Annotated in this window: 17 protein-coding genes; 4 read left to right on the top strand and 13 right to left on the bottom strand. The window is 61.4% G+C overall.

Features of this window, described 5'->3' with window-relative positions; genetic code table 11:
* Positions 1-365: 365 nt before the first annotated feature.
* From moaA to KGA82_RS22575, 8 genes are all read right to left on the bottom strand, one after another.
* Entirely contained in the window at positions 366-1,358 is a 993-nt protein-coding gene (gene moaA, locus KGA82_RS22610; protein ID WP_192226482.1) for a GTP 3',8-cyclase MoaA, read from the bottom strand.
* A gap of 25 nt (positions 1,359-1,383) precedes the next feature.
* Entirely contained in the window at positions 1,384-2,334 is a 951-nt protein-coding gene (locus KGA82_RS22605) for a peptidylprolyl isomerase (RefSeq protein WP_223452576.1), read from the bottom strand.
* A 10-nt stretch (positions 2,335-2,344) separates the two neighbouring features.
* On the bottom strand, positions 2,345-3,025 hold the full coding sequence (gene narI / locus KGA82_RS22600; RefSeq protein ID WP_008030998.1) for a respiratory nitrate reductase subunit gamma: 681 nt from the start codon (positions 3,023-3,025) through the stop codon (positions 2,345-2,347).
* Complete coding sequence (narJ, locus tag KGA82_RS22595; protein ID WP_008030997.1) at positions 3,018-3,773, bottom strand: nitrate reductase molybdenum cofactor assembly chaperone; 756 nt, start codon at positions 3,771-3,773, stop codon at positions 3,018-3,020. Before narJ ends, narI begins: the two co-directional genes overlap by 8 nt.
* Positions 3,774-3,775: 2 nt before the next feature.
* Positions 3,776-5,314: a nitrate reductase subunit beta gene (gene narH, locus KGA82_RS22590; protein WP_008030993.1), complete on the bottom strand. Its 1,539-nt coding sequence runs from the start codon at positions 5,312-5,314 to the stop codon at positions 3,776-3,778.
* Position 5,315: 1 nt separating this feature from the next.
* Positions 5,316-9,089 carry a nitrate reductase subunit alpha gene (locus tag KGA82_RS22585; protein WP_008043732.1) on the bottom strand — a complete coding sequence of 1,258 codons (3,774 nt, stop codon included), beginning with the start codon at positions 9,087-9,089 and terminating at the stop codon, positions 5,316-5,318.
* A gap of 69 nt (positions 9,090-9,158) precedes the next feature.
* Positions 9,159-10,556, bottom strand: a complete 1,398-nt coding sequence (locus KGA82_RS22580; protein ID WP_008043731.1) for a NarK family nitrate/nitrite MFS transporter — start codon at positions 10,554-10,556, stop codon at positions 9,159-9,161.
* Positions 10,534-11,838 (bottom strand): MFS transporter, encoded by a 1,305-nt coding sequence (locus KGA82_RS22575; protein WP_008030986.1) that lies wholly within the window; start codon positions 11,836-11,838, stop codon positions 10,534-10,536. Before KGA82_RS22575 ends, KGA82_RS22580 begins: the two co-directional genes overlap by 23 nt.
* A gap of 406 nt (positions 11,839-12,244) precedes the next feature.
* On the opposite strand from KGA82_RS22575, the gene KGA82_RS22570 reads away from it, so the two are divergent.
* The 4 genes from KGA82_RS22570 to KGA82_RS22555 all read left to right on the top strand — a co-directional run bounded on the left by KGA82_RS22570 (position 12,245) and on the right by KGA82_RS22555 (position 15,922).
* Positions 12,245-14,047, top strand: coding sequence for a HAMP domain-containing protein (locus tag KGA82_RS22570; protein WP_223452575.1), 1,803 nt, complete (start codon positions 12,245-12,247; stop codon positions 14,045-14,047).
* Positions 14,044-14,691 (top strand): two-component system response regulator NarL, encoded by a 648-nt coding sequence (gene narL / locus KGA82_RS22565; protein ID WP_192226472.1) that lies wholly within the window; start codon positions 14,044-14,046, stop codon positions 14,689-14,691. Before KGA82_RS22570 ends, narL begins: the two co-directional genes overlap by 4 nt.
* An 86-nt stretch (positions 14,692-14,777) precedes the next feature.
* Positions 14,778-15,452, top strand: coding sequence for a Crp/Fnr family transcriptional regulator (locus KGA82_RS22560; RefSeq protein ID WP_008030978.1), 675 nt, complete (start codon positions 14,778-14,780; stop codon positions 15,450-15,452).
* 74 nt (positions 15,453-15,526) lie between these two features.
* The gene (locus KGA82_RS22555) at positions 15,527-15,922 is read left to right on the top strand and encodes a putative zinc-binding protein (RefSeq protein WP_223452574.1); all 396 of its coding nucleotides are present in this window, start codon (positions 15,527-15,529) and stop codon (positions 15,920-15,922) included.
* Positions 15,923-16,987: 1,065 nt separating this feature from the next.
* On the opposite strand, the gene KGA82_RS22550 is transcribed toward KGA82_RS22555, so the two are convergent.
* The 5 genes from KGA82_RS22550 to moaB all read right to left on the bottom strand — a co-directional run bounded on the left by KGA82_RS22550 (position 16,988) and on the right by moaB (position 21,214).
* Entirely contained in the window at positions 16,988-17,458 is a 471-nt protein-coding gene (locus KGA82_RS22550; RefSeq protein WP_008044144.1) for an SCP2 domain-containing protein, read from the bottom strand.
* Positions 17,452-18,342, bottom strand: a complete 891-nt coding sequence (locus KGA82_RS22545; RefSeq protein WP_192226468.1) for a U32 family peptidase — start codon at positions 18,340-18,342, stop codon at positions 17,452-17,454. Before KGA82_RS22545 ends, KGA82_RS22550 begins: the two co-directional genes overlap by 7 nt.
* Before the next feature lie 11 nt (positions 18,343-18,353).
* Complete coding sequence (locus KGA82_RS22540) at positions 18,354-19,349, bottom strand: peptidase U32 family protein (RefSeq protein ID WP_008034782.1); 996 nt, start codon at positions 19,347-19,349, stop codon at positions 18,354-18,356.
* 78 nt (positions 19,350-19,427) lie between these two features.
* Positions 19,428-20,663, bottom strand: coding sequence for a gephyrin-like molybdotransferase Glp (gene glp / locus KGA82_RS22535; RefSeq protein ID WP_223452573.1), 1,236 nt, complete (start codon positions 20,661-20,663; stop codon positions 19,428-19,430).
* A complete protein-coding gene (gene moaB, locus KGA82_RS22530) occupies positions 20,660-21,214 on the bottom strand; it encodes a molybdenum cofactor biosynthesis protein B (protein ID WP_008034780.1) in 555 nt (184 codons plus the stop codon). Before moaB ends, glp begins: the two co-directional genes overlap by 4 nt.
* Positions 21,215-21,617: the final 403 nt, after the last annotated feature.

Genomic DNA, 21,617 nt, shown 5'->3' with positions numbered 1-21,617 from the left:
GGCTCCTACAGGGGATAGGTGTACATATCCGGAATGAGGGAACGCGTGCACCAAAGAGCCAGGTCGGCTTTCAGGCCGCCTCGGCGGCTGTGGCGGTAGTCGCCCCCTCGAGAGGCCGAGCGCAGGTTCTGCGCAGTGGGCAACCCGGCATGGATGCCGGGTTAGCCGCGCACGGCCAAGGATGGCCGATCGCGGCGGGCCCACGGAGCAGGACCGGAGCGAGGCACCGAACGACAGGGGCAAAAGCGCTTGGTTACTTGGCGCTTCTCCAAGTGACTCGCTGTAAAAGCGAAACCATTAGCGGCCGTTACCGCAGGAATGGATATGTACACCATCAGAAACTCGGCGATTGGATTTGCGGCAAATCAACCACCACTCATATTCATGAACCGAACAATCTGCACATCCCCCTCCGGAGTGAAATCGTGGCGCAGCGGTTTACCGCGCAAAGCCTTTTGCACCGCATTGATCACCGGCTGGTCATCCAGCGGATAACGCCGCAGCAACCCTCTCAAATCCAGCGCATCGTCCTGCCCCAGACACAACAGCAGCTTGCCTTCCACGGTCATCCGCACCCGGTTGCAAGTACCGCAGAAGTTGTGACTGTTGGGTGAAATGAAACCGATCCGGGTCTCGGGATGGCGTTCCAGGCGCACATAACGCGCCGGCCCGCCGCTGTTTTCCGTGCTGTCGAGCAAGCGATGACGCTGAGCAATCAACGTACGCACGTCATCACTGGAACAAAACGATTCGCCCCGTGATCGCCCGACGTCGCCCAGCGGCATTTCTTCGATAAAACTGATATCGATGCGCTGGTCGATGGCGTATTGCACCAACGCCGGGACCTCATCAAAGTTGCGCCCCTTCATCACCACGCAGTTGAGCTTGATTCGCTCAAACCCCGCATCCCGCGCCGCTTCGATGCCGCTCAGCACCTGATCGAGATCGCCGTTGCGGGTGATCGCGCGAAATTTCTGCGCGTCCAGGCTGTCGAGGCTGATGTTCATCCGTTTAACACCCGCCTCCACCAACGGCCGCGCCAGGCGGCCCAGCTGCGAGCCGTTGCTGGTCATCACCAATTCGCGCAAACCGGGCAACGCGGCGATGTTGCGACACAGATCGACAATGCCGGGACGGATCAACGGCTCGCCGCCGGTGAGGCGAATCTTGCGCACGCCCAATCCGACGAACAACGTTGCCAGACGCTGCAATTCCTCCAGCGTGAGCACCTGCTGACGCGGCAGGAAGGTCATGTTTTTCGCCATGCAATACACACAACGAAAATCACACCGGTCCGTCACCGACATCCGCAGATAATCGATCTGCCGCCCAAAACCATCCTGCATCACAGCGTTCATCACATCTCCCGGTTAGCCTTGAGGCTCACTGCACCAGCGGTGAGTCAGCGCCCTGCAAATGAATACCGCGAACATCCGCCGCGCCAATCAGGGTTTGCAGGTATTGCACCAGGGCCTTTTGCCAGACGCCCTGCTGCAACTGCGTGCGGATCGCCGTCGACACCGCTTCATAGGGCAACGGCATGCCTTCGATCCGCTGATCGACACTGACCACATGCCAGCCATAACGACTTTCCAACGGTTTGCTGGCCAGCCCCGGTGCCAGCGTGAACAGCTGCCGCTCCAGTTCCGGCACGGTCTGGCCTTTGCTGATCTGCCCCAGGGAACCACCTTGTGCCTTCGACGGGCAGGCCGAATATTTCACCGCCAGCTCGGCGAAGCTGCCGGGGAAGTCTTCCAGCCGTTGCAGCAGGACTTCTGCCTGGGCATGCGCCAGCTCGCGGGCTTCGGCATCGTCCGGCGCGCACTCCAGCAGGATGTGCCGCACCGCCAGCAACGGCGCGCTGTGAAAGCGCCCGCGATTGTTTTCGTAGTAACGAAGGCTGGTTTGTTCGTCGCATTGCGGCACGATCACCTCGCGCTCGAGCAACAAGCGCGTGGCGGCTTCTTCTTCGTTCTCACCGGCACCGACCTCCAGCGACACGCCCAGTTCGGCAATGCGCTGCTGCAACAACTCGCGGATCACCAGCGCCTTGGCGGCCAGATACACCGCCTCTTCGCGGCTTTCGGCCGGGTGATACTGCAGCTCCTGGGCCATCGCTTCCGGGGTGATCACCACCTCGTTGACGCTGATGATCGGCCATTCCTGCTCACTGCTGGCGATCAACTGCGCCGGGGCGTCATCGGCCGCCGCAGGCTCAACCGCGAGCTCTTCAAACGGTGCGACATCGTCCGGCACCGCAACCTCTACTTGTTTGGAAGATCCGCAGCCACCGCTGCCGCCGTTACCACCGCCACATCCACATCCACCTGACATGATTGTCTCCTCAGAATTTCTGCCGAACGATTTGATAACGGCGTCCCAGGTACCAGACCGGTGCACTGATCACGTGTACGAGACGGGTGAAGGGGAACAGCACAAACAGGGTCAGGCCGAGAAACACGTGCAGCTTGTAGGTCAGCCCGACCGGCGCGATGGAGGCCGCCGCTTCCGTCGGCCGCAACAGCACGGTGTTCTGCGCCCAGTCGGCGAGCATCACCATCACCGAACCGTCCATGTGCGCGGTGGACGCAACGATGGTCAGCAGACCGAGCAGCAACTGCGCCAATAGCACCAGCAGAATCAGGATGTCCGACGTACTGGACGTGGCGCGGACCCGAGGGTCGCTCAGGCGCCGGTTGACCAGCATCAGCAGGCCGATCAGGCACAACAGGCCGAAGAACCCGCCGGACACCATCGCCAGCAACTGCTTGTTCTCAGTGCTGATGACATGGTGATAAACCGACGCAGGCGTCAGCAGGCCGACGAAATGCCCGGCCAGCACGAACAACACACCGATGTGGAAGAAGTTGCTCGCCACGCGCATGCCGCGCTGGTTGAGCATTTGGCTGGAGCCCGCCTTCCAGGTGTACTGCGACAGGTCGAAGCGGGCCCAACTGCCGATCAGGCAAATGGCCAAAGCGATATAGGGATAAATCCCGAACAACAACAGGTTCCATTTAGACATTGCCTACCTCCTGGACTGGCGCGGAGGCCAGTCCTTCATGCTGAAAATCCACCCAGTGCAACGGCACCGCGCTTTCTTCCCGGGCCTTGCCCGGCGCGCTTGGCAGCGAACCGCAACGGTCCTGCTGTTCGGCCTGGAGAAAGTCCACGGCCTCCTCTTCCCAGATTTTGTCGAGGGCTTCGAGCGAGTCGTCGCGCACTTCCGCCGCGACCTGCTCACGCAGGTCGGCCACGGCCTGATGCGGTTCGGAGCCGGCAATCTGCAGCAGCGCCCGGAAGCAACTGGCGTAGGCGCTTTCACGCTCCTCCAGACGCGCCGCGAGCAAGGCCAGCAGGTGCGAGACATCCGCCAGGCCCTCGCGGGCCTCGATGTCTTCGCGAGTGGACAGAAACTCCAGGTACAGCGGGATGTAGTCCGGCAGCTCTTTGACGCCGATGGCAAAACCAGCGTCTTCGTACTGCGCCATCATGTCGACCATGGCCTGGCCACGGTCGCGGGACTCACCGTGCACGTGTTCGAACAACAGCAACGAGAGCGCGCGCCCCCGACCGAACAGCGCACCGTAGTGCTCCTGCCCGTCCATCAGGTCATTGGCGCAGATCAGCTCCAGCAACTCGAACAACGCACCGCGCTGCTTCGGGCTGATTTCACGCGACTGAATGATCGCCTGCTCCAGTTCGTCACGGCCGCTGATCAGCGTTTCGGTCGGGTAATCGAGCAGCAGCGAAATCACTTTGAGAATTTGCATGCTCATTCCTCCCACAACTGCACGGTTTTCAGGACGTCGCGACGGTTGGCCTTTTTCGCGCCGAACATGTTGGTGTCGGAGCTGCCGCTGCAACCGCTGCCGAAACTGAAACCGCAACCGGAGCGTTCGGCAAAGGCGTCGCTCATGGCGTCTTCGCGGTGGGCGGTCGGTACCACAAAGCGGTCCTCATAGTTGGCGATGGCCAGGTAGCGGTACATTTCCTCGACCTGGTCCACGCTCAAACCGACGTCTGCCAGTACTTGCAGGTCTTGCACGCCATCGACTTGCTCGGAACGCTTGTAGGCACGCATCGCCAGCAAGCGCTTGAGCGCACGCTTGACCGGTTTTTCATCGCCGGCAGTCAGCAGGTTGGCCAGGTACTTCAGTGGAATACGCAGGCTGTCGACGTCCGGAATCACCCCGTTCATGCCAACGGTGCCAGCGGTTGCGGCGTTTTGAATCGGCGACAGTGGCGGTACGTACCAGACCATCGGCAAGGTGCGGTATTCCGGGTGCAGCGGCAGCGCAAGTTTCCAGTCCACGGCCATTTTGTAGACCGGCGAACGCTGGGCGGAATCGATCACCGACTGCGGTACACCGTCTGCCAGGGCCTGACGGATCACCGCCGGGTCATTCGGGTCGAGGAAGATCTCCAGTTGTTTCTCGTACAGATCCTGCTCATTGGCGGTGCTCGCCACTTCGCTGATGCGGTCGGCGTCGTACAGCAACACGCCGAGGTAACGGATACGACCGACACACGTTTCGGCGCACACGGTCGGCATCCCGGCTTCGATACGCGGGTAGCAGAAAATGCACTTCTCGGACTTGCCGCTTTTCCAGTTGAAGTAGATTTTCTTGTACGGGCAACCGCTGATGCACATGCGCCAGCCGCGGCATTTTTCCTGGTCGATCAGGACAATGCCGTCTTCTTCACGCTTGTAGATCGCCCCGCTCGGGCACGATGCCGCACACGCCGGGTTGAGGCAGTGCTCGCACAGGCGCGGCAAATACATCATGAAGGTGTTTTCGTACTCGCCGTAAATGTCCGCCTGGATCTTGTCGAAGTTCTTGTCCTTGCGACGCTTGGCGAATTCAGTGCCAAGGATTTCTTCCCAGTTCGGGCCCCACTCGATTTTCTCCATGCGCTTGCCGGAGACCAGCGAGCGCGGGCGCGCCGTCGGCTGATGCTCGCCCAGCGGTGCGGTGTGCAGGTGCTGGTAATCGAAGTCGAACGGCTCGTAGTAGTCGTCGAGGCTCGGCAGGTCCGGGTTGGCAAAGATGTTGGCCAACACGCGGAACTTGCCGCCGATGCGCGGGTTGATCGAGCCGTTGGCATTGCGGATCCAGCCGCCCTTCCACTTGTCCTGGTTTTCCCATTCTTTCGGGTAGCCGATCCCGGGTTTGCTTTCGACGTTGTTGAACCAGGCGTATTCCATGCCTTCACGGCTGGTCCAGACGTTTTTGCAGGTGATCGAGCAAGTGTGGCAACCGATGCACTTGTCCAGGTTCAGCACCATGCCGATTTGTGAGCGAATCTTCATCTCAGTTCTCCTCGATATCGGTCGGCAGAGGACGCGGCAGGTCATCACCGGACGAACCATCGAGCCAGTCGACTTTGGACATTTTGCGCACCACGACGAACTCGTCGCGGTTGCAACCGACCGTGCCGTAATAGTTGAAACCGTAGGCCTGCTGGGCATAGCCACCGATCATGTGGGTCGGTTTGAGCACGACGCGGGTCACCGAGTTGTGGTGGCCGCCACGGGTCTTGGTGGTTTCCGATCCGGGCACGTTCACGATCCGTTCCTGGGCGTGGTACATCATCACCATGCCGTCCTTGACCCGCTGACTGACCACCGCACGGGCGGTCAGCGCACCGTTGGCGTTGAAGCACTCGATCCAGTCGTTGTCCTCGATGCCGGCGCTTTTCGCGTCGTTCTCCGACAGCCAGACAATCGGGCCGCCACGGCTTAAGGTCAGCATCAGCAAGTTGTCGCTGTAGGTGCTGTGGATGCCCCACTTCTGGTGCGGCGTGATCCAGTTCAGGACGATTTCCTTGTGGCCGTTGCTGCGCTTGCCTTTCACCCCGGCGATGGTCCGGGTGTTGACCGGCGGCCGGTAACTCATCAGTTGCTCGCCGAACGCCTGCATCCACGGGTGATCCTGGTAGAACTGCTGACGACCGGTGATGGTGCGCCATGGAATGGCTTCATGAACGTTGGTGTAACCGGCGTTGTAGCTGACGTGATCGTCTTCGAGACCCGACCAGGTCGGGCTGGAAATGATCTTGCGTGGCTGCGCCTGGATGTCGCGGAAGCGAATCGCCTCATGCTCCTTGCCCACCGCCAGATGGCTGTGGTCGATGCCGGTGAATTCCGACAGCGCGGCCCAGGCCTTGACCGCTACGTGACCGTTGGTTTCCGGTGCCAGCGACAGGATCACTTCCGCTGCATCGATGGCCGAGTCGATTTTCGGACGGCCGTGGCTGATACCGGCGTCCCGTTCGTGGTGGTTGAGCTCACCGAGGAACTTCACTTCGGCCTCGGTGTTCCAGTTGATGCCCTTGCCGCCGTTGCCGTGTTTCTCCAGCAATGGCCCGAGGGACGAGAACTGCTTGTAGATGTTCGGGTAGTCGCGCTCGACCACGTGCAGGTTCGGTGCGTTTTTACCCGGCACCGGTGCCACGCCTTCGCTTTTCCAGTCGGTGCCGCCAAACGGCTGGGCCAGTTCGCCGACGCTGTCGTGCATCAGCGGAATGGTCACCAGATCCTTTTCGACGCCCAGGTGCCCTTCGGCCATGCTGGAAAACGCCTTGGCGATGCCTTTGTAGATTTCCCAGTCGGAACGCGATTCCCACGCCGGGTCGATCGCGGCCGACAACGGGTGAATGAACGGGTGCATGTCCGAGGTGTTCATGTCGTCTTTTTCGTACCAGGTCGCGGTCGGCAAGACGATGTCGGAATAGACGCAGGTCGAGGACATGCGGAAGTCCAGCGTAGTCACCAGATCGAGCTTGCCGATGGCGCCCTCGTCCACCCATTCGGCTTCTTCCGGTTTGCAGTCGCCGACCTGGCCGATGTCTTCGTTCATCACCCCGTTCTTGGTGCCGAGCAGGTACTTGAGCATGTACTCGTGGCCCTTGCCCGAGGAGCCCAGCAGGTTGGAACGCCAGATGAACATGTTGCGCGGGAAGTTCACCGGGCTGTCCGGTTGCTCGCAAGAGAAGCGCAGCGAACCGTCCTGCAGCGACTTGACCACGTAGTCTTTCGGCTCCATGCCGGCAGCAGCGGCATCACGGCAAATGTGCAGCGGGTTGGTGTTGAGTTGCGGTGCGCTAGGCAGCCAGCCGGCGCGTTCGGCGCGGATGTTGTAGTCCAGCGCATGCTCGGGGAATTGCGACTTGTCGGCCAATGGCGAGAGCACGTCGTGCATGCTCATCTTCTCGTGGCGCCATTGCGAGCTGTGGGCGTAGAAGAAGCTGGTGCCGTTCATTTGCCGTGGCGGACGGTTCCAGTCCAGGCCGAACGCCAGGGGCAGCCAGCCGCATTGCGGACGGAGTTTTTCCTGGCCGACGTAGTGCGCCCAACCGCCACCGGTCTGACCGACACACCCGCAGAGCATGAGCATGTTGATCAGCCCGCGGTAGTTCATGTCCATGTGGTACCAGTGATTCATCGCCGCGCCGACGATGATCATCGAGCGGCCCTTGGTCTTGTCGGCGTTATCGGCAAACTCACGGGCAATCTGGATCGCTTTCTCGCGGCTGACGCCGGTGATCTGCTCCTGCCAGGCCGGAGTGCCGGGCACCGAGGCGTCGTTGTAATCCTTGGCGACGTTTTCGCCACCCAGGCCACGGTCGATCGCCAGGTTAGCGGCCGACAGGTCGAACACGGTGGCGACTTTGGCCACGCTGCCGTCAGCCAGAACGAGGCTGTGCACCGGCACACGACGGTATTGCACGGCATCGCCGGCCACGTGCTGGAAGTGCTCGTGGGACTCGCCGGCAAAATACGGGAACGCCACTTCGGCCACGTCATCGCCGATCAGGCTCAGTTTCAGATCGATCTCGCGACCTTCGCCGCCTTCACGCGGCAGAATGTTCCACTTGCCCTTCTCGCCCCAGCGATAACCGATGGAGCCCTGAGGGGACACCAGTTCGCCGCTGGTATCCAGGGCGATGGTTTTCCATTCCGGGTTGTTTTCCTGGCCGAGGTTGTCGGTCAAGTCGCTGGCACGCAGGAAGCGGTCCGGCTGGTAACCGGCGCCCGGCGCCTTGTCGGCCATTTGCTTGAGCAGCACCAGCACCGGCAGATCGGTGAAACGCTTGGCGTAGTCAGTGAAATAGGCGCTCGGTTTGTCCAGGTGGAATTCTTTGAAGATCACATGGTTGAAGGCCTGCGCCAGCGCCGCGTCGGTGCCCTGCTTGGGGTTCAGCCACAGGTCGGTGAGCTTGGCGACTTCCGAATAGTCCGGAGTGATCGCCACGGTCTTGGTGCCCTTGTAACGGACTTCGGTGAAGAAGTGCGCATCGGGGGTACGGGTCTGCGGAACGTTGGAACCCCAGGCAATGATGTAGTTGGAGTTGTACCAGTCGGCCGATTCCGGCACGTCGGTCTGCTCGCCCCAAACCATCGGCGAGGCCGGTGGCAAGTCGCAGTACCAGTCATAGAAGCTCAGGCAGGCACCGCCGATCAGCGACAGGTAACGCGAACCTGCGGCGTAGCTGACCATCGACATGGCCGGGATCGGCGAGAACCCGACGATCCGGTCGGGGCCGTACTGTTTGATGGTGTAGACGTTGGACGCCGCGATGATCTCGTTGACTTCGTCCCAGCTGGAACGAATGAAGCCGCCCATGCCGCGCTTGCTTTTATAGGAGTCGGCCTTGGCCTTGTCCTCGACAATGCTGGCCCAGGCTTCGACCGGTGCCATGGTCTGGCGCGCATCGCGCCAGAGCTTGAGCAACGGCTTGCGGATTTTCGGGTACTTGAGCCGGTTGGCGCTGTAGATGTACCAGCTGTAACTGGCGCCGCGCGGGCAGCCACGAGGCTCATGGTTGGGCAGGTCGTTGCGGGTACGCGGGTAGTCGGTCTGCTGGGTTTCCCAGGTGATCAGTCCGTTCTTCACGTAGATCTTCCACGAGCAAGACCCGGTGCAGTTCACCCCATGGGTGGAACGCACGATCTTGTCGTACTGCCAGCGCGAACGGTAGACGTTCTCCCAGTCGCGCGACTCTTTGCGGGTCTCTCCATGACCCTCGGAAAACTCGTTTTGCTTGCGATTGAAAAACCGCAATTGATCCAGTAAATGACTCACGGTGTAGTCCTCTCAGGCTTGCTGCGGGGTTCTGTGCCCCGCCCACGCAATGGTTGGATTCGGGTCGTCTCAGCAGGGTGTCGCGGCGCCTTTGCGCGCGTACCACCACCAGGTCACGACGATGCAGCTCAGGTAAAAACCGACGAACATGTAGAAGGCCATCTCCGGTCCGCCGGTCTGGGCCATCGAAGTGCCGAAGGATTTGGGAATGAAGAACGCACCGAAGGCGCCCATGGCCGAACTGAAGCCCAGGACGGCGGCGGACTCTTTGCCGGCATTCTTGAGTGCTTGTTCACGTACGGCCGGAGATTTTCCGGCAGCGGCTTTTTCATGCTGGGTGCGGAAGATCACCGGGATCATGCGGAAGGTGGAGCCGTTGCCCACGCCGGTGGTGATGAACAGCAGCATGAACATGCCGAGGAAGCCGTAGAAGTTGCCGCCCGTACCGTTCTGCGGCAGGAAGTGCATGACACCGAAGACCATCACGATCATCGCGACGAAGTTCCACAAGGTCACTTTTGCGCCGCCGAGCTTGTCCGCCAGCCAGCCGCCCAATGGACGCACGAGCGCACCCACCAACGGGCCGAGGAAGGCGAATTTCAGCGCGATCACATCAGGGAACGAGGTTTTGATCAGCAATGGAAACGCAGCGGAAAAACCGATGAACGAACCGAAAGTCGCCAGGTACAACCAGCACATCAGCCAGTTGTGCTTGCGTTTGAAGATCACCGCTTGCTCGCTGAACGAGGCCCGCGCACTGGACAAATCGTTCATGCCGAACCAGGCCAGCACCGTCACCAGAACAATGAACGGCACCCAGATGAACCCGGCGTTCTGCAGCCACAATTGGCCACCGTCCGGCAGGGTTTGCGGATTGCCACCCATGACGCCGAACACGCCGAAGGTGATCACCAGCGGCACGCAGAACTGCATCACCGAGACGCCCAGGTTACCCAACCCGGCGTTGAGGCCCAGGGCCGTGCCTTGCTGGGACTTTGGGTAGAAGAAGCTGATGTTGGACATGCTCGAGGCGAAGTTGCCGCCGCCAAAACCGCAGAGCAAGGCAATCCATACGAACACGCTGTACGGGGTGCCCGGGTCCTGCACCGCGAAGCCCATCCAGATCGATGGCACCAGCAACGATGCGGTGCTCAGGGCGGTCCAGCGCCGGCCACCGAAGATCGGCACCATAAAGGAATAGAAGACGCGCAAGGTCGCGCCGGACAGGCCCGGCAACGCCGCCAGCCAGAACAACTGGTCGGTGGTGAAGGTGAAGCCGATGGCGTTCAGGCGCACGATCACCGTGCTCCAGACCATCCACACCGCGAAGGCCAACAGCAGCGCGGGAATGGAGATCCACAGGTTGCGCGTGGCGGTCTGTTTGCCGCTGCTTCCCCAGAACGCAGGGTCCTCGGGGCGCCAGTCATGAATGACCGGCCCTTTTTCAGGCTTTTGCAGAACGGACATGTTGTTCTCCTTGGGCAATGCTGGAAATCGGGGACGGGGTCAGCGTCGGCGCTTTACCAAGCACCGGGCTTTTGCGCATTTCGCTGAAGTACATCCAGGTGAGGGAGACCCAGACCACGCCGTACATCAACATGAAGCAGGACGAGCGCACGCCGGTGAGGTCCACCAGGGCGCCAAACATGATCGGCAGCACGAAACCGCCCAGGCCACCGGCCAGACCGACGATGCCGGACACCGCGCCCATGTTTTTCGGGTAGTCATTGGCGATGTATTTGAAGACCGAGGCCTTGCCGAACGCGAAGGCAATGCCCATGACGAACAGCAGCACGGTGAACAGCGCGGGGTTGAGGCCGATGTGGAAATCCACGGTGCCGTTGATGGTCTGCACTTGCAGTTGGGTCTGTGGGTACGAGAGCAGGAACAGGCAGATCCAGCTGACCCACAACACCCACCAGGTCACGCTTTGCGCGCCCCAGCGATCCGACATCCAGCCGCCGACGGCACGCAGCACGCCACCGGGCAGGGAAAAACACGCCGCCAGCAGCGCCGCGCTTTGCAGGCTGAAACCGTATTCCTGCACGTAGTACTTGGTCATCCACAGCGCGAGGGCAACATAACCGCCGAAGACGATCGAGTAGTACTGGCAGTAGCGCCACACCGCAGGATCTTTCAGCGAACGCAGTTGCTCACGCAGCGTGGCGCCCGAGGCACTGCGGTGGTCCTTGTTTTCGGCACTGAGGAACCAGAACGACAGCGCAGTGATAAAGAGGATGGCGCTGAAGACTTTCGGCACCAGCTGCCAACTGCCGGCGGCGATCAGGGCCGGGGCGAGAAACTTGGTGACCGCCGCCCCGGCGTTACCGGCGCCGAAGATGCCCATGGCGAAGCCCTGGTTCTCTTTGTCGAACCACTTGGCGACGTAGGCAATCCCGACCGAGAACGAGCCGCCGGCCAAACCGACGAACAGGCCCAGCAGCAAAAACTGCCAATAAGCGGTGGCGTGGCTGATCAGGTACAGCGGTGCGACGCAGGACAGCATCAGCAGAAAGAACACGCTGCGCCCGCCAAAGCGGTCGGTCAGCAGCCCCAGCGGCAAACGCACCAGCGAGCCGGTCAAGACCGGGGTCGCGGCCAGCAGGCCGAACTGGGTTTCGTTGAGCTGGAGCAGTTCCTTGATCGGCACCCCGAGCACGGCAAACATCATCCAGACCATGAAACATACAGTGAAGGCCAGCGTGCTCATGCCCAGCACCAGGCCTTGTCGTACACGGGGTTGGGTCACAATGCTCTCCAGTCAGTTAGCCATGGCGGCAGACTAGAGAGAGCAACCCCGTAAAAACTTGATCCACGTCAACGAAGCCCAAGCGGGCCCAAGCCTATGCTTGCACTGCCTACCTCCAAGGAGGTAGACCGGAGAATGCTTAAAACCCCTTGTTTATCAGCGTTTTAACTTTTTCCACCCAGTGTTCTGTCGACAGGGAGCCGTCGACAACTCTTTAGAGGTAGCGCGCCTCTGGATCGCCTTCGCGGGCAAGCCTCGCTCCTACAGGATGGAAGTCGTTCCCATTTTCGGCAGCCGGCCCCAATCCTGTAGGAGCGAGGCTTGCCCGCGAAGAGGCCATAACAAACAACCTCACTCTGGAGCTGTACATGCTCTGCTTTCTGCTTTACCCCCGGGACCTGCGCCGATGATTCGCTGGTTGCGCAGCTCCCTGCCCGCCCGCGCCGGGCTCGCGGTGATCCTGATCGCCGTGCTCGCGCTCGCCAGCTCGTTGAGCGCCGGGTTGATCGCCTGGTTCAGCCAGGGTGATGCCGCCGCCATCAATACCGCGGGCTCGGTGCGCATGGAAACCTACCACCTGAGCTGGAAACTCGCCGCCGGTGCCACCGATGAAGAAATCATCGGCATCACTGAAAGCCTGCAACGTCGCCTCAACAGCCAGTCACTCAAGGCCGTGCTGGAAGATGGCCCGACCACCGCGTTGCAAACCAGCTATGGGCAACTCCAGCAACAATGGAACGAAGCGTTGCGCCCGGCGCTGGAACGCGGCGATGCCGTGGCGTTTCAAGCCCAGGCCCGGCCGTTCGTTGAGCAACTGAACCAGTTCGTCAGCCTGCTCCAGCGCCAGAGCGAGCAAAAGCAGGGCTGGCAACAAGTGATCCAGGGCATGGCGCTGTTCACCACCATGATTGTCCTGCTGATCGGTTTGTACGAGTTGCAGTACGGCGTCGTCACGCCCCTCAAGGAATTGGTGGACGCAACCCAGCGCTTTCGACGCGGTGATTTCAAGGTGCGGGTCAACCATCAGTCCCAGGACGAACTGGGCCAGTTGGCCACGAGCTTCAACGCCATGGCCGAAACGATAGAAGAGTCGCACCGCACGCTGGAAAGTCAGGTCCGGCAAAAAACCCTGAACCTGCAACAGGCCAACGCTGCGCTGGAGCTGCTGTATCAAAGCAGCCGCAGCCTGGCCACGCGCCTGGCCAATGCCGAAGGGCTGGACGAGTTGATCCGACGCTTCCAGCAACGCCTGCCGGGCTTGCGCCTGTCGCTGTGTTTGCAGGGCCAGGCGCAGGCACCTGCCCAGCAACTGATCGCCCTGCATGGCGCCAACATCCGCGACGTCTGCGCCAGCAGCGATTGCGCCACGTGCCAGAAACACCACGACGCGACGCCGCAATCCTTCAGCATCAGCAACCAGGGCAGCGAACTGGGTGAACTCAAGGCTTACTTTGTCGACGGCCACCCCACGCAAGCCTGGGAAACCCAACTGATCCAGGCCCTGGCCAACCTGATCGGCACTTCGCTCTCACTCAAGCGCCAACGGGAACAGGATCATCGGCTGCTGTTGCTGGAAGAGCGCACGATCATCGCCCGCGAACTGCACGACTCACTGGCCCAGGCCCTGTCCTACATGAAGCTGCAAGTCAGCCGCATGCAGACCCTGATGCGCCGGGGCGAACCGGTGCAGACCCTGGAAAACGTCACCGCCGAATTGCGCGAAGGACTGAACAATGCCTACCGCCAATTGCGCGAACTGCTGACCACTTTCCGCTTGCAGATTCACGATGCCGGGCTGGTGCAGGAGCTCAAGGACACTGCCGCAGAATTCTCCCGTCGTGGCGAATTCCAGGTGCACCTGCACGTCGATGCGCTGGCCTTTCAGCTCTCGGCCAGCGAGCAGATCCACATCCTGCAGATCACCCGCGAGGCGCTCTCCAATTGCCTGCGCCACGCTCACGCGCAAAACGCCTGGCTGGAACTTCGTCAGGACGGCGAAACCGTGAGGCTTTCGGTCGAGGATGACGGGCGCGGCTTCAGCGGCGACGTCGACCAGCGCGAACATCACGGCCTGAACATCATGGATGAGCGGGCGCGGAGCTTGCGCGGCCACTTGCACATATTTTCCAGGGAGCCTCAAGGCACCCTCGTCCAGCTGGAATTCCACCCGGAATTTCTCGGACAGCACACAGAAGGTAGCGTCACATGAACCCGTCCCCACACCATAGAATCCTGCTGGTAGACGACCATCCCATGATGCGTCGCGGCATCCGTCAAATGCTCGAACTCGAAGATGACTTCCTGATCGTCGGCGAAGCCAACCATGGCGAGGAAGCGCTCAGCCTGATCGAACCGCTGCAACCGGACCTGGTGTTGCTCGACAACAACATGCCGCAAATGAACGGCATTGAAACCCTGCGTCGACTGCGCGCGATGCACTACACCGGCAAAGTGTTGCTGTTCACCGTGTCGGACGCCGAAGACGATATTCGCGACGCGTTGCGCCTGGATGCCGACGGTTATCTGCTCAAGGACATGGAGCCCGAACTGTTGATCCAGTACATCCGCGAAGCGTTGGACGGTGCATTGGTCATCAGCCCCGGCCTGACCCAGGTCATGGCCCAGGCGTTGCGCTCGCCGCCACGCCAGGCGGTGGTTGAACTGACCGACCGCGAACGCCAGGTGTTGAAAACCATCGCCAGCGGCTTCAGCAACAAGGTCATCGGGCACAAGCTGGGCATCACCGAAGGGACGGTCAAGGTTCACGTCAAGAACCTGCTGCACAAACTCGGTTTACGCTCGCGGGTCGAGGCGGCGGTGTGGGCCATGGAGCATCTGCGCAGTGCGGGCTGACGGCCATGCCTCCTTGGAGGTAGGCCTGCAGAGGCATAGGTCAACCGGCCTGCGCTCTCTACTATGACCGTCAGCGGAGGTACGCCATGCTGACCCACCCTTCCATCGTTTTAACGTTGCGTCGTCATCATCTGTTCAGCCAATTGCCGGAGAAAGTCTTCGAGGAAGTCTGTGCCCTGGCCATGCTCAAGCGCCTGCCCTGTCACAGCACGCTCATGCATCAGGGCGATCCGGCCAAACGCTTTTTTCTGCTGGTCAGCGGCCAGGTCAAGTTGTACCGGCTCACTGGCGAAGGCCAGGAAAACCTGGTGGAGATCATCCAGCCCGGGCAAACCTTTGCCGAAGCGCTGCTGTTCAGCCAGGCCCGTCTCTACCCGGTGAGCGCCACCGCGTTGAAGGACAGCGTGCTGGTCAGCATCGAGGGCACCCACTATCGCAATGCGCTGGAGGACCAGCCGAAAGTCTGCCTGGCGATTCTGGCGAGTATGAGCGTGCACCTGCACTTGCGGCTGCGGGACATCGACACCTTGACCATGGCGAGCGCGAGCCGTCGGGTGATCAATTTCCTGTTTCAGGAACGCAACCCGGTCACCGGCCAGATTGTCTTGCAGATGTCCAAACGCCTGGTGGCGTCGAAGCTGGGGATTCAGCCGGAAACCTTTTCGCGGATTTTGCATCGCCTGGTGGACAGCGGCCTGATCGCCATGGAGCGACGCCACATCAGCATCCTCGCGGAAGAGGACCTGGCGGCGTTCCAGTAACCGGAATTGACTGCCATCAATGCGCAATGCCCTGTGCCTTGCACACTTGAACACCCCATCAACGGAGAGCATCAATGCCCCCTTCGACTTTGCCTCTGGTCTATGCCTGTTCCGGCTGTTCCAATGTTGCGCAACTGGCCAACACATTGGCTGTGCGCCTGGATCGCAGTGGCGTTGCTGAAATGTCCTGCATTGCCGGTGTCGGCGGGCATGTGGCCGCGCTGGTCAACAAGGCGCGGTCGGGGCGGCGGATTTTTGCGCTGGATGGTTGCCCGCTGCAATGTGTCGAGAACTGTCTGAAGCAGCATGGTTTGCATGCGGATGTGCATTTGATTCTGAGTCATTACGGGTTGCGTAAGCGTTATGGCGAGGATTGCACCGAGGCGCAGAGCGATGAGTTGTTTGAGGGGATCAGGGGGTTGATTGTCAGTGATACCCGGCAGCATCAAGTCTCTGAACATATGACTTGAGAGCAGCGCGGATCAAATGTAGGAGCGAGACCGGCTTGCCGGCGATGGCTTTGTGTCAGGCGCCGATTTTTTTTCAGGTGTACATATCCATTGCTGCGGTAACGGCCGCTAATGGTTTCGCTCTTACAGCGAGTCACTTGGAAGAGCCCCAAGTAACCAAGGGCTCTTGCCCCTTTCGTTCGGCCCTTCGCTTAGGCTCAGGGTCCCCTCGCTCCGGTCCTGCTCCGTGGGCCCGCCGCCATCGGCCATCCATGGCCGGGGGCGGCTAACCCGGCATCCATGCCGGGTTGCCCACTACGCAGAACCTCCACTCGGCCTCTCGAGGGGGCGCTCAGATCAAAAGCTGAAGGCGAGCTAACGCTCGGCCTGATGAGTGGTGAAAATCAAAAACGTACGTGCCCCCTGTAGGAGCCGGCTTGCCGGCGAAAAACGTCTGCGCACCGCGTTCATTCAGACAGCCCGCGTTATCGTTGACATCCATCGCCAGCAAGCCGGCTCCTACAGGGAATGTGTACGCCTGACATCTCAGATCAACCACAAAGCCCCTGCAGCATCGTCATGCGAATCCGATACGCGGGCATGACACCGATCAACTGTAGGAGCCGGCTTGCTGGCGATAGCGGTGGGTCATCCAACATATTTATTGACTGAACGGACGCTATCGCCAGCAAGCCGGCTCCTACAGGGGAATGCGTACGATCATAGAGACAGGTCGGCTGGCAGGCCGCCTCGTTTTTGCTTTGCTTTGGCTTTTGATTTTGATCTGCCCCGTCGGGAGGCCGAGTGGAGGTTCTGCGCAGTGGGCACCGCGGCAAGGATGCCGCGGTAGCCGCCCCCGGCCAGGGATGGCCGATGGCGGCGGGCCCACGGAGCAGGACCGGAGCGAGGGTACCCTGAGCCTAGGCGAAGGGCCGTACGTCAGGGGCAAAGCCTTTTGGTTCCTTTTTGGCGTTTGAAAAAGGGACTCGCCGTAAGGGCGAAACCATAAGCGGCCGTTACCGCAGCAACGGATATGTACACCATCAAAAAACTCGACACACAGCCATCGCCGGCAAGCAATACCGATCACCCCGCCGCCAGCCCCTTCCCCGCCCGCTCCAGATTCCGCCACAACCAGACCGGCAACACATCAGGATCAAGACTGTCGATCAAATTCTTCAACGCCAACCCCAATTCTGTGTCGCCCTCAATCACCAGACGCCGACGAAAAAACAGCGTATCAGGATCCTCCTGACGACTGGCCAACAGTAAAAACTCACGCCAGTTCCCGCTGATCGTCACCGCCGCCGTAGCATGCTCGGCAATCCGCAACCCCTGGCGACTGAGCGTCAAGTACCAGGACAACCCCAGATCCGGAATCCGCAAACACAACCAACGCCCGCGCAACACCTCAAACTCACCATCACGCAACGGCTCGGCGAGGCAACGATTGAGCGCCTGCTGCAACGCCAGGCGCTGCACGGCAAACGGCACCCGACGCACCAGCGGCAACAACCGGTCGGCACCTTTGAGCAGCCACTTTTTTCGGTTCAGCACAGGCCAACCTCCTCGACGCGCAACATGCCGGCCTGGCCATGCCAGTAGCCATTACACCCTTCGACAAACAACGGCGGCATCTCGCCCGAACGAACCCGCTGATAACTGTCAATCACCTCGGCCATGCCCTGCGCACGCGGGCTCAGGCGCAACAGATCGGCGCCGCAGTCCACCAGCCCGGAATAATCGGCGAGCAAATTGGTGACTTCGGCCGACATGGTCTGAATACCGTTAAGGGTAAACAGCGGCTGCCCTTCCTGGCTGGTCAGCGCCATGCCGTCGGGGTAGTTGATGCAGCAAAACTGGCAGTCGTCCTTGGGCCGGTTTTCCGCGCGGGCAGTGAAACAGCGGGCGGAATAGGCCAGGGGCAAATGCCCATAGGCGAAAATTTCAACTTCCGGCACCGCTCGGCCCAGTTCACGGACCTGCCCGATCACGTCGCGGATCAGCGCCGCCGAACACTCCACGGGCGGCACCCAGCGGGTCATTCCGCAGTCGAGCAGCTGCGCCAGCGAGTGGCCGTTGTACAGATTGAGGGCCGGGCCACCCACGAACGGCAACTGGCGCTCGGCGAGGAACTGCACCGCGCCCATGTCATTGGCCTCCACCAACAGTTGGCCGTTGTCACACAGGCGACGCAGGCTGGAAAGTTCCGACGCCGCTTCGATCAGCGTCAAACTGGAGATCACCAACTGCGCCCGGCTGCACTCCTGTAACTCGCGCCCCAGTCCCAGCCACTGATCCAGTGAAAAGGCCCGGCGTTTCGAGCACACGGTTTCCCCCAGGTAAATCACGTCCAGGGGCATGGCCGACATTTCGGCGTAAAAGTTGCTGAGTTGCTCCTTGTCCCAATAAAACAGGACCGGTCCCAGGCTGAGCTTCATGTCGCGTCCCCTCATTGCCATGATCGATGATAAGCACCCAGGGTGGTCTGGCTGCCCTCGGACAACCCGGCCAGCACCTGACGCCATTCTTCCTTGACCCGAAAAGCACCCGGCGCACCGCGATGGGCATCCAGCGCGGCGCGCCAGACCCGGGTGACTTGCTCGACATAAGCCGGGCTGCGTTGGCGGCCTTCGATTTTCACGGCTTCGACGCCGATGGCCGTCAGCTCCGGCAGCAGGTCCAGGGTGTCGAGGCTGGTGGGTTCTTCCAGGGCATGAAAGCGTTTGCCGTCGACCAGGAAACGGCCTTTGCACAAGGTCGGGTAACCGGCCGGTTCGTCGGGGGTGTAGCGGTCGATCAGGACTTCACTGAGCCGCGCGCTCAACCCTTCGGCGTCCTCGCTCCAGCGCACCGCCTTGGCCGGCGAACAGACGCCGCACAGGTTCGGTGACTCGCCGGTGATGTAGGACGACAGGTGGCAACGCCCTTCGGCCATGATGCACAGGCTGCCGAAGCCGAAGACTTCAATGGGCACTGGGCTGCTGGCGGCCACCTGGCGCACCTGCGCCAACGACAACACCCGTGGCAGCACGGCGCGCCGAATATCGTAGCGCTGCGCGTAAAACGCCAACGCGGCGGCGTGGGTCGCCGAGCCCTGGACCGAGAGGTGCAACGCCAATTGCGGATGGCGCTGACTGGCATAGTTGAGCACCCCGGGGTCGGCGGCGATCAGCGCATCCACACCGAAATCGGCAGCACGGTCCACCGCCCGCTGCCAGCGCTCCCAGCCCTTGGGTTGCGGGTAGGTGTTGACGGCGACATAGAGTTTGCGTTGATGCTGACGGATGTGGGCGACGGCGGCGTCGAACTGTTTGTCGTCCATGTTCAGCCCCGCGAAATGCCGGGCGTTGGTGTCATCGCGAAAGCCGACATACACGGCATCGGCGCCTTGGCGCACCGCCGCTTTGAGCGCAGGCAGGTTCCCTGCCGGGCAGACCAGTTGCATGGGTAATCCTCATGAAAAAAGCGGCGCTGCCAGTCTAGTCAGACCGGCAGGCACTGCCTTGACGGCAATCAATTGCCCTCACTGCATCAGGTCGGCAAAGGACAGGAACATCACGTTGTCGTGCTTGAGCACTTGCTGCTCGCAGTCGATCACTGCCAGCCCGTCAGCCCAGCACGCGGCCGTCAACATCGCCGAGCTTTGCTGAGGGTGCAATTCCACGCTCAACTGGCCGCCGGCGCCGGGCGTCAACCTGGCTCGCAGGTATTGCCGGCGCTTGTTGCGTTGCAACCAGTCGAACCCGGCGGGCACGGCCAGTGGCCGTGGCATCACGTCCGTCATACCTTGGGCCCGGAGCAAGAACGGTCGCACCACCACCAACGCGGTAATCAGTGCCGCCGAAGGATTGCCGGGTACGCCGATCCACGGTTTGCCCGCCACTTCGCCAAAGGCCAGCGGTTTGCCCGGCTGCATGGCGATGCGCCAGAAATCGACGCTGCCCAGTTCCTCGATGGCGTGCTTGAGATGATCCTCCTCGCCGACCGAAACGCCGCCGCTGCTCAGCAACAGGTCGCATTCCGACGACGCCAGGCTCAAGGCGTGCCGACTGGCTGCCAGCTCATCGGCCATCACGCCGTAGTCATGCACCTCGACGCCCCAGCCACGCAACAGCTCCGCCAGGCAGTAGCGATTGCTGTTGTAGATCTGTCCCGGCGCCAAGGGATCGCCCGGCTCGCGCAGTTCATTGCCGCTGCTGAGCAAACACACCTGCAACGGTCGATAGACTTCGATCCGCGCAATTCCGGCGCCAGCCAGCAACCCGATTTCCTGTGCGCGCAGGCGCTTTCCCGCCTTGAGCAGCAGGTGCCCGCGACGAACTTCTTCACCCTCTTTGCGCACGTGATCGCCAACGCTTGCGGGCGGCAACCAGACACGCTCGCCGTCGACCCGGCAACGCTCTTGCGGCACGACGGTGTCGGCGCCCTGTGGCAAGGGTGCACCGGTAAAAATCTGCACCGCTTGTTGCGCGAGCAACGGTGCGCACGCCTGATCCCCCGCCGCAATTCGCCCGCCGATCAACAGCCAGCCACCCTCCTCGGGCAGGTCGACGGCCCTGAGGGCGTAACCGTCCATGGCGCTGTTGTCCCAGGCCGGCAGGTTCACCGGGGAATGGATATCCGCTGCCAGCACGCGCCCCATCGCTTGATCCAGGCGGATCATTTGCACCAGGGGCGGCGGCGGTGCCTGATCGAGCAGGCGGCTGATGGCCTCGTCCACCGGCATCAGGTTGCCGAGGTCGCACACCCGGCCGGTCATGAGCGTGTCTCGCAGGCATCAATGTTGCGTTGGGCCTGAGGTTTCAAATGCGGGGCGAAATTGCAGGGGCCGGTGCGACTGTCCAGTTGTTCGAGCAGGATCTTGTTCCAGGCCGTCCGGCAGGCACCCGGCGAACCGGGTACGCAGCACACCAGCACGCCGTTGCTCATGCCGGCCAGTGCCCGGGATTGCAGGCTGGACATGCCGATTTCCTCCAGGGACACCTGACGGAACAATTCGCCGAAGCCTTCCACGTGCTTGTCCAGCAGCGGCAAGACAGCTTGCGGCGTGTTGTCGCGAGCGGTGAAACCGGTGCCGCCGGTCATCAGCACAACTTGTACTTCGGGGTCGGCGATCCACCGGGAAACGGTGGCGCGGATCTGATAGATATCGTCCTTGACCAGATCACGATCGATCAACACATGCCCGGCGGTTTGCAGCAAATCGGTCAGGGTCTGTCCTGAGGTGTCGGTGTCGAAGGTGCGTGTATCGCTGATGGTCAGCACGGCAATGTTCAGGGGTTCAAATGTGCGTTGCGCCAGATGGGCCATGTCCAGGTTTTCCCGTAGATGAGGGTATGGGCCCAAGCCTGAACCGGAATCCTTGATGAGCCTATTCCTCCAAGGAGGTACCTCTCGGGCGCATGGATTTCTGGCTGATGGGGGGATGGGTTTGTTGGGGGGCATATCCGTTGCTGCGGTGATGGCGGCTGGCGGTTTCGCCCTTACGGCGAGTCACTTTCGGAAAGCGCGAAAGTAACCAAAGCGCTTTTGCCCCTTTCGTTCGGTGGCTCGCTAATGCTCGCCATGCCCTCGCTCCGGTCCTGCTCCGTGGGCCCGCCGCCATCGGCCATCCATGGCCGGGGGCGGCTAACCCGGCATCCATGCCGGGTTGCCCACTGCGCAGAACCTGCGCTCGGCCTCTCGAGGGGGCGTGTACCTCAAGATCAAAAGC

The sequence above is a fragment of the Pseudomonas sp. BF-RE-22 genome (assembly GCF_019956155.1).
GTDB classification, from domain to species: domain Bacteria; phylum Pseudomonadota; class Gammaproteobacteria; order Pseudomonadales; family Pseudomonadaceae; genus Aquipseudomonas; species Aquipseudomonas migulae.
The sequence above is the reverse complement of the archived record's forward strand: the minus strand, read 5'-3'. Positions and strand labels throughout refer to the sequence as shown.

What these genes read in the sequence shown, in the direction of transcription:
- moaA (WP_192226482.1), bottom strand. Translation starts at nt 1,358, where the DNA reads ATGAACGCTGTGATGCAGGATGGTTTTGGGCGGCAGATCGATTATCTG.
- KGA82_RS22605 (WP_223452576.1), bottom strand. Translation starts at nt 2,334, where the DNA reads ATGTCAGGTGGATGTGGATGTGGCGGTGGTAACGGCGGCAGCGGTGGC.
- narI (WP_008030998.1), bottom strand. Translation starts at nt 3,025, where the DNA reads ATGTCTAAATGGAACCTGTTGTTGTTCGGGATTTATCCCTATATCGCT.
- narJ (WP_008030997.1), bottom strand. Translation starts at nt 3,773, where the DNA reads ATGCAAATTCTCAAAGTGATTTCGCTGCTGCTCGATTACCCGACCGAA.
- narH (WP_008030993.1), bottom strand. Translation starts at nt 5,314, where the DNA reads ATGAAGATTCGCTCACAAATCGGCATGGTGCTGAACCTGGACAAGTGC.
- KGA82_RS22580 (WP_008043731.1), bottom strand. Translation starts at nt 10,556, where the DNA reads ATGTCCGTTCTGCAAAAGCCTGAAAAAGGGCCGGTCATTCATGACTGG.
- KGA82_RS22570 (WP_223452575.1), top strand. Translation starts at nt 12,245, where the DNA reads ATGATTCGCTGGTTGCGCAGCTCCCTGCCCGCCCGCGCCGGGCTCGCG.
- narL (WP_192226472.1), top strand. Translation starts at nt 14,044, where the DNA reads ATGAACCCGTCCCCACACCATAGAATCCTGCTGGTAGACGACCATCCC.
- KGA82_RS22560 (WP_008030978.1), top strand. Translation starts at nt 14,778, where the DNA reads ATGCTGACCCACCCTTCCATCGTTTTAACGTTGCGTCGTCATCATCTG.
- KGA82_RS22555 (WP_223452574.1), top strand. Translation starts at nt 15,527, where the DNA reads ATGCCCCCTTCGACTTTGCCTCTGGTCTATGCCTGTTCCGGCTGTTCC.
- KGA82_RS22545 (WP_192226468.1), bottom strand. Translation starts at nt 18,342, where the DNA reads ATGAAGCTCAGCCTGGGACCGGTCCTGTTTTATTGGGACAAGGAGCAA.
- KGA82_RS22540 (WP_008034782.1), bottom strand. Translation starts at nt 19,349, where the DNA reads ATGCAACTGGTCTGCCCGGCAGGGAACCTGCCTGCGCTCAAAGCGGCG.
- glp (WP_223452573.1), bottom strand. Translation starts at nt 20,663, where the DNA reads ATGACCGGCCGGGTGTGCGACCTCGGCAACCTGATGCCGGTGGACGAG.
- moaB (WP_008034780.1), bottom strand. Translation starts at nt 21,214, where the DNA reads ATGGCCCATCTGGCGCAACGCACATTTGAACCCCTGAACATTGCCGTG.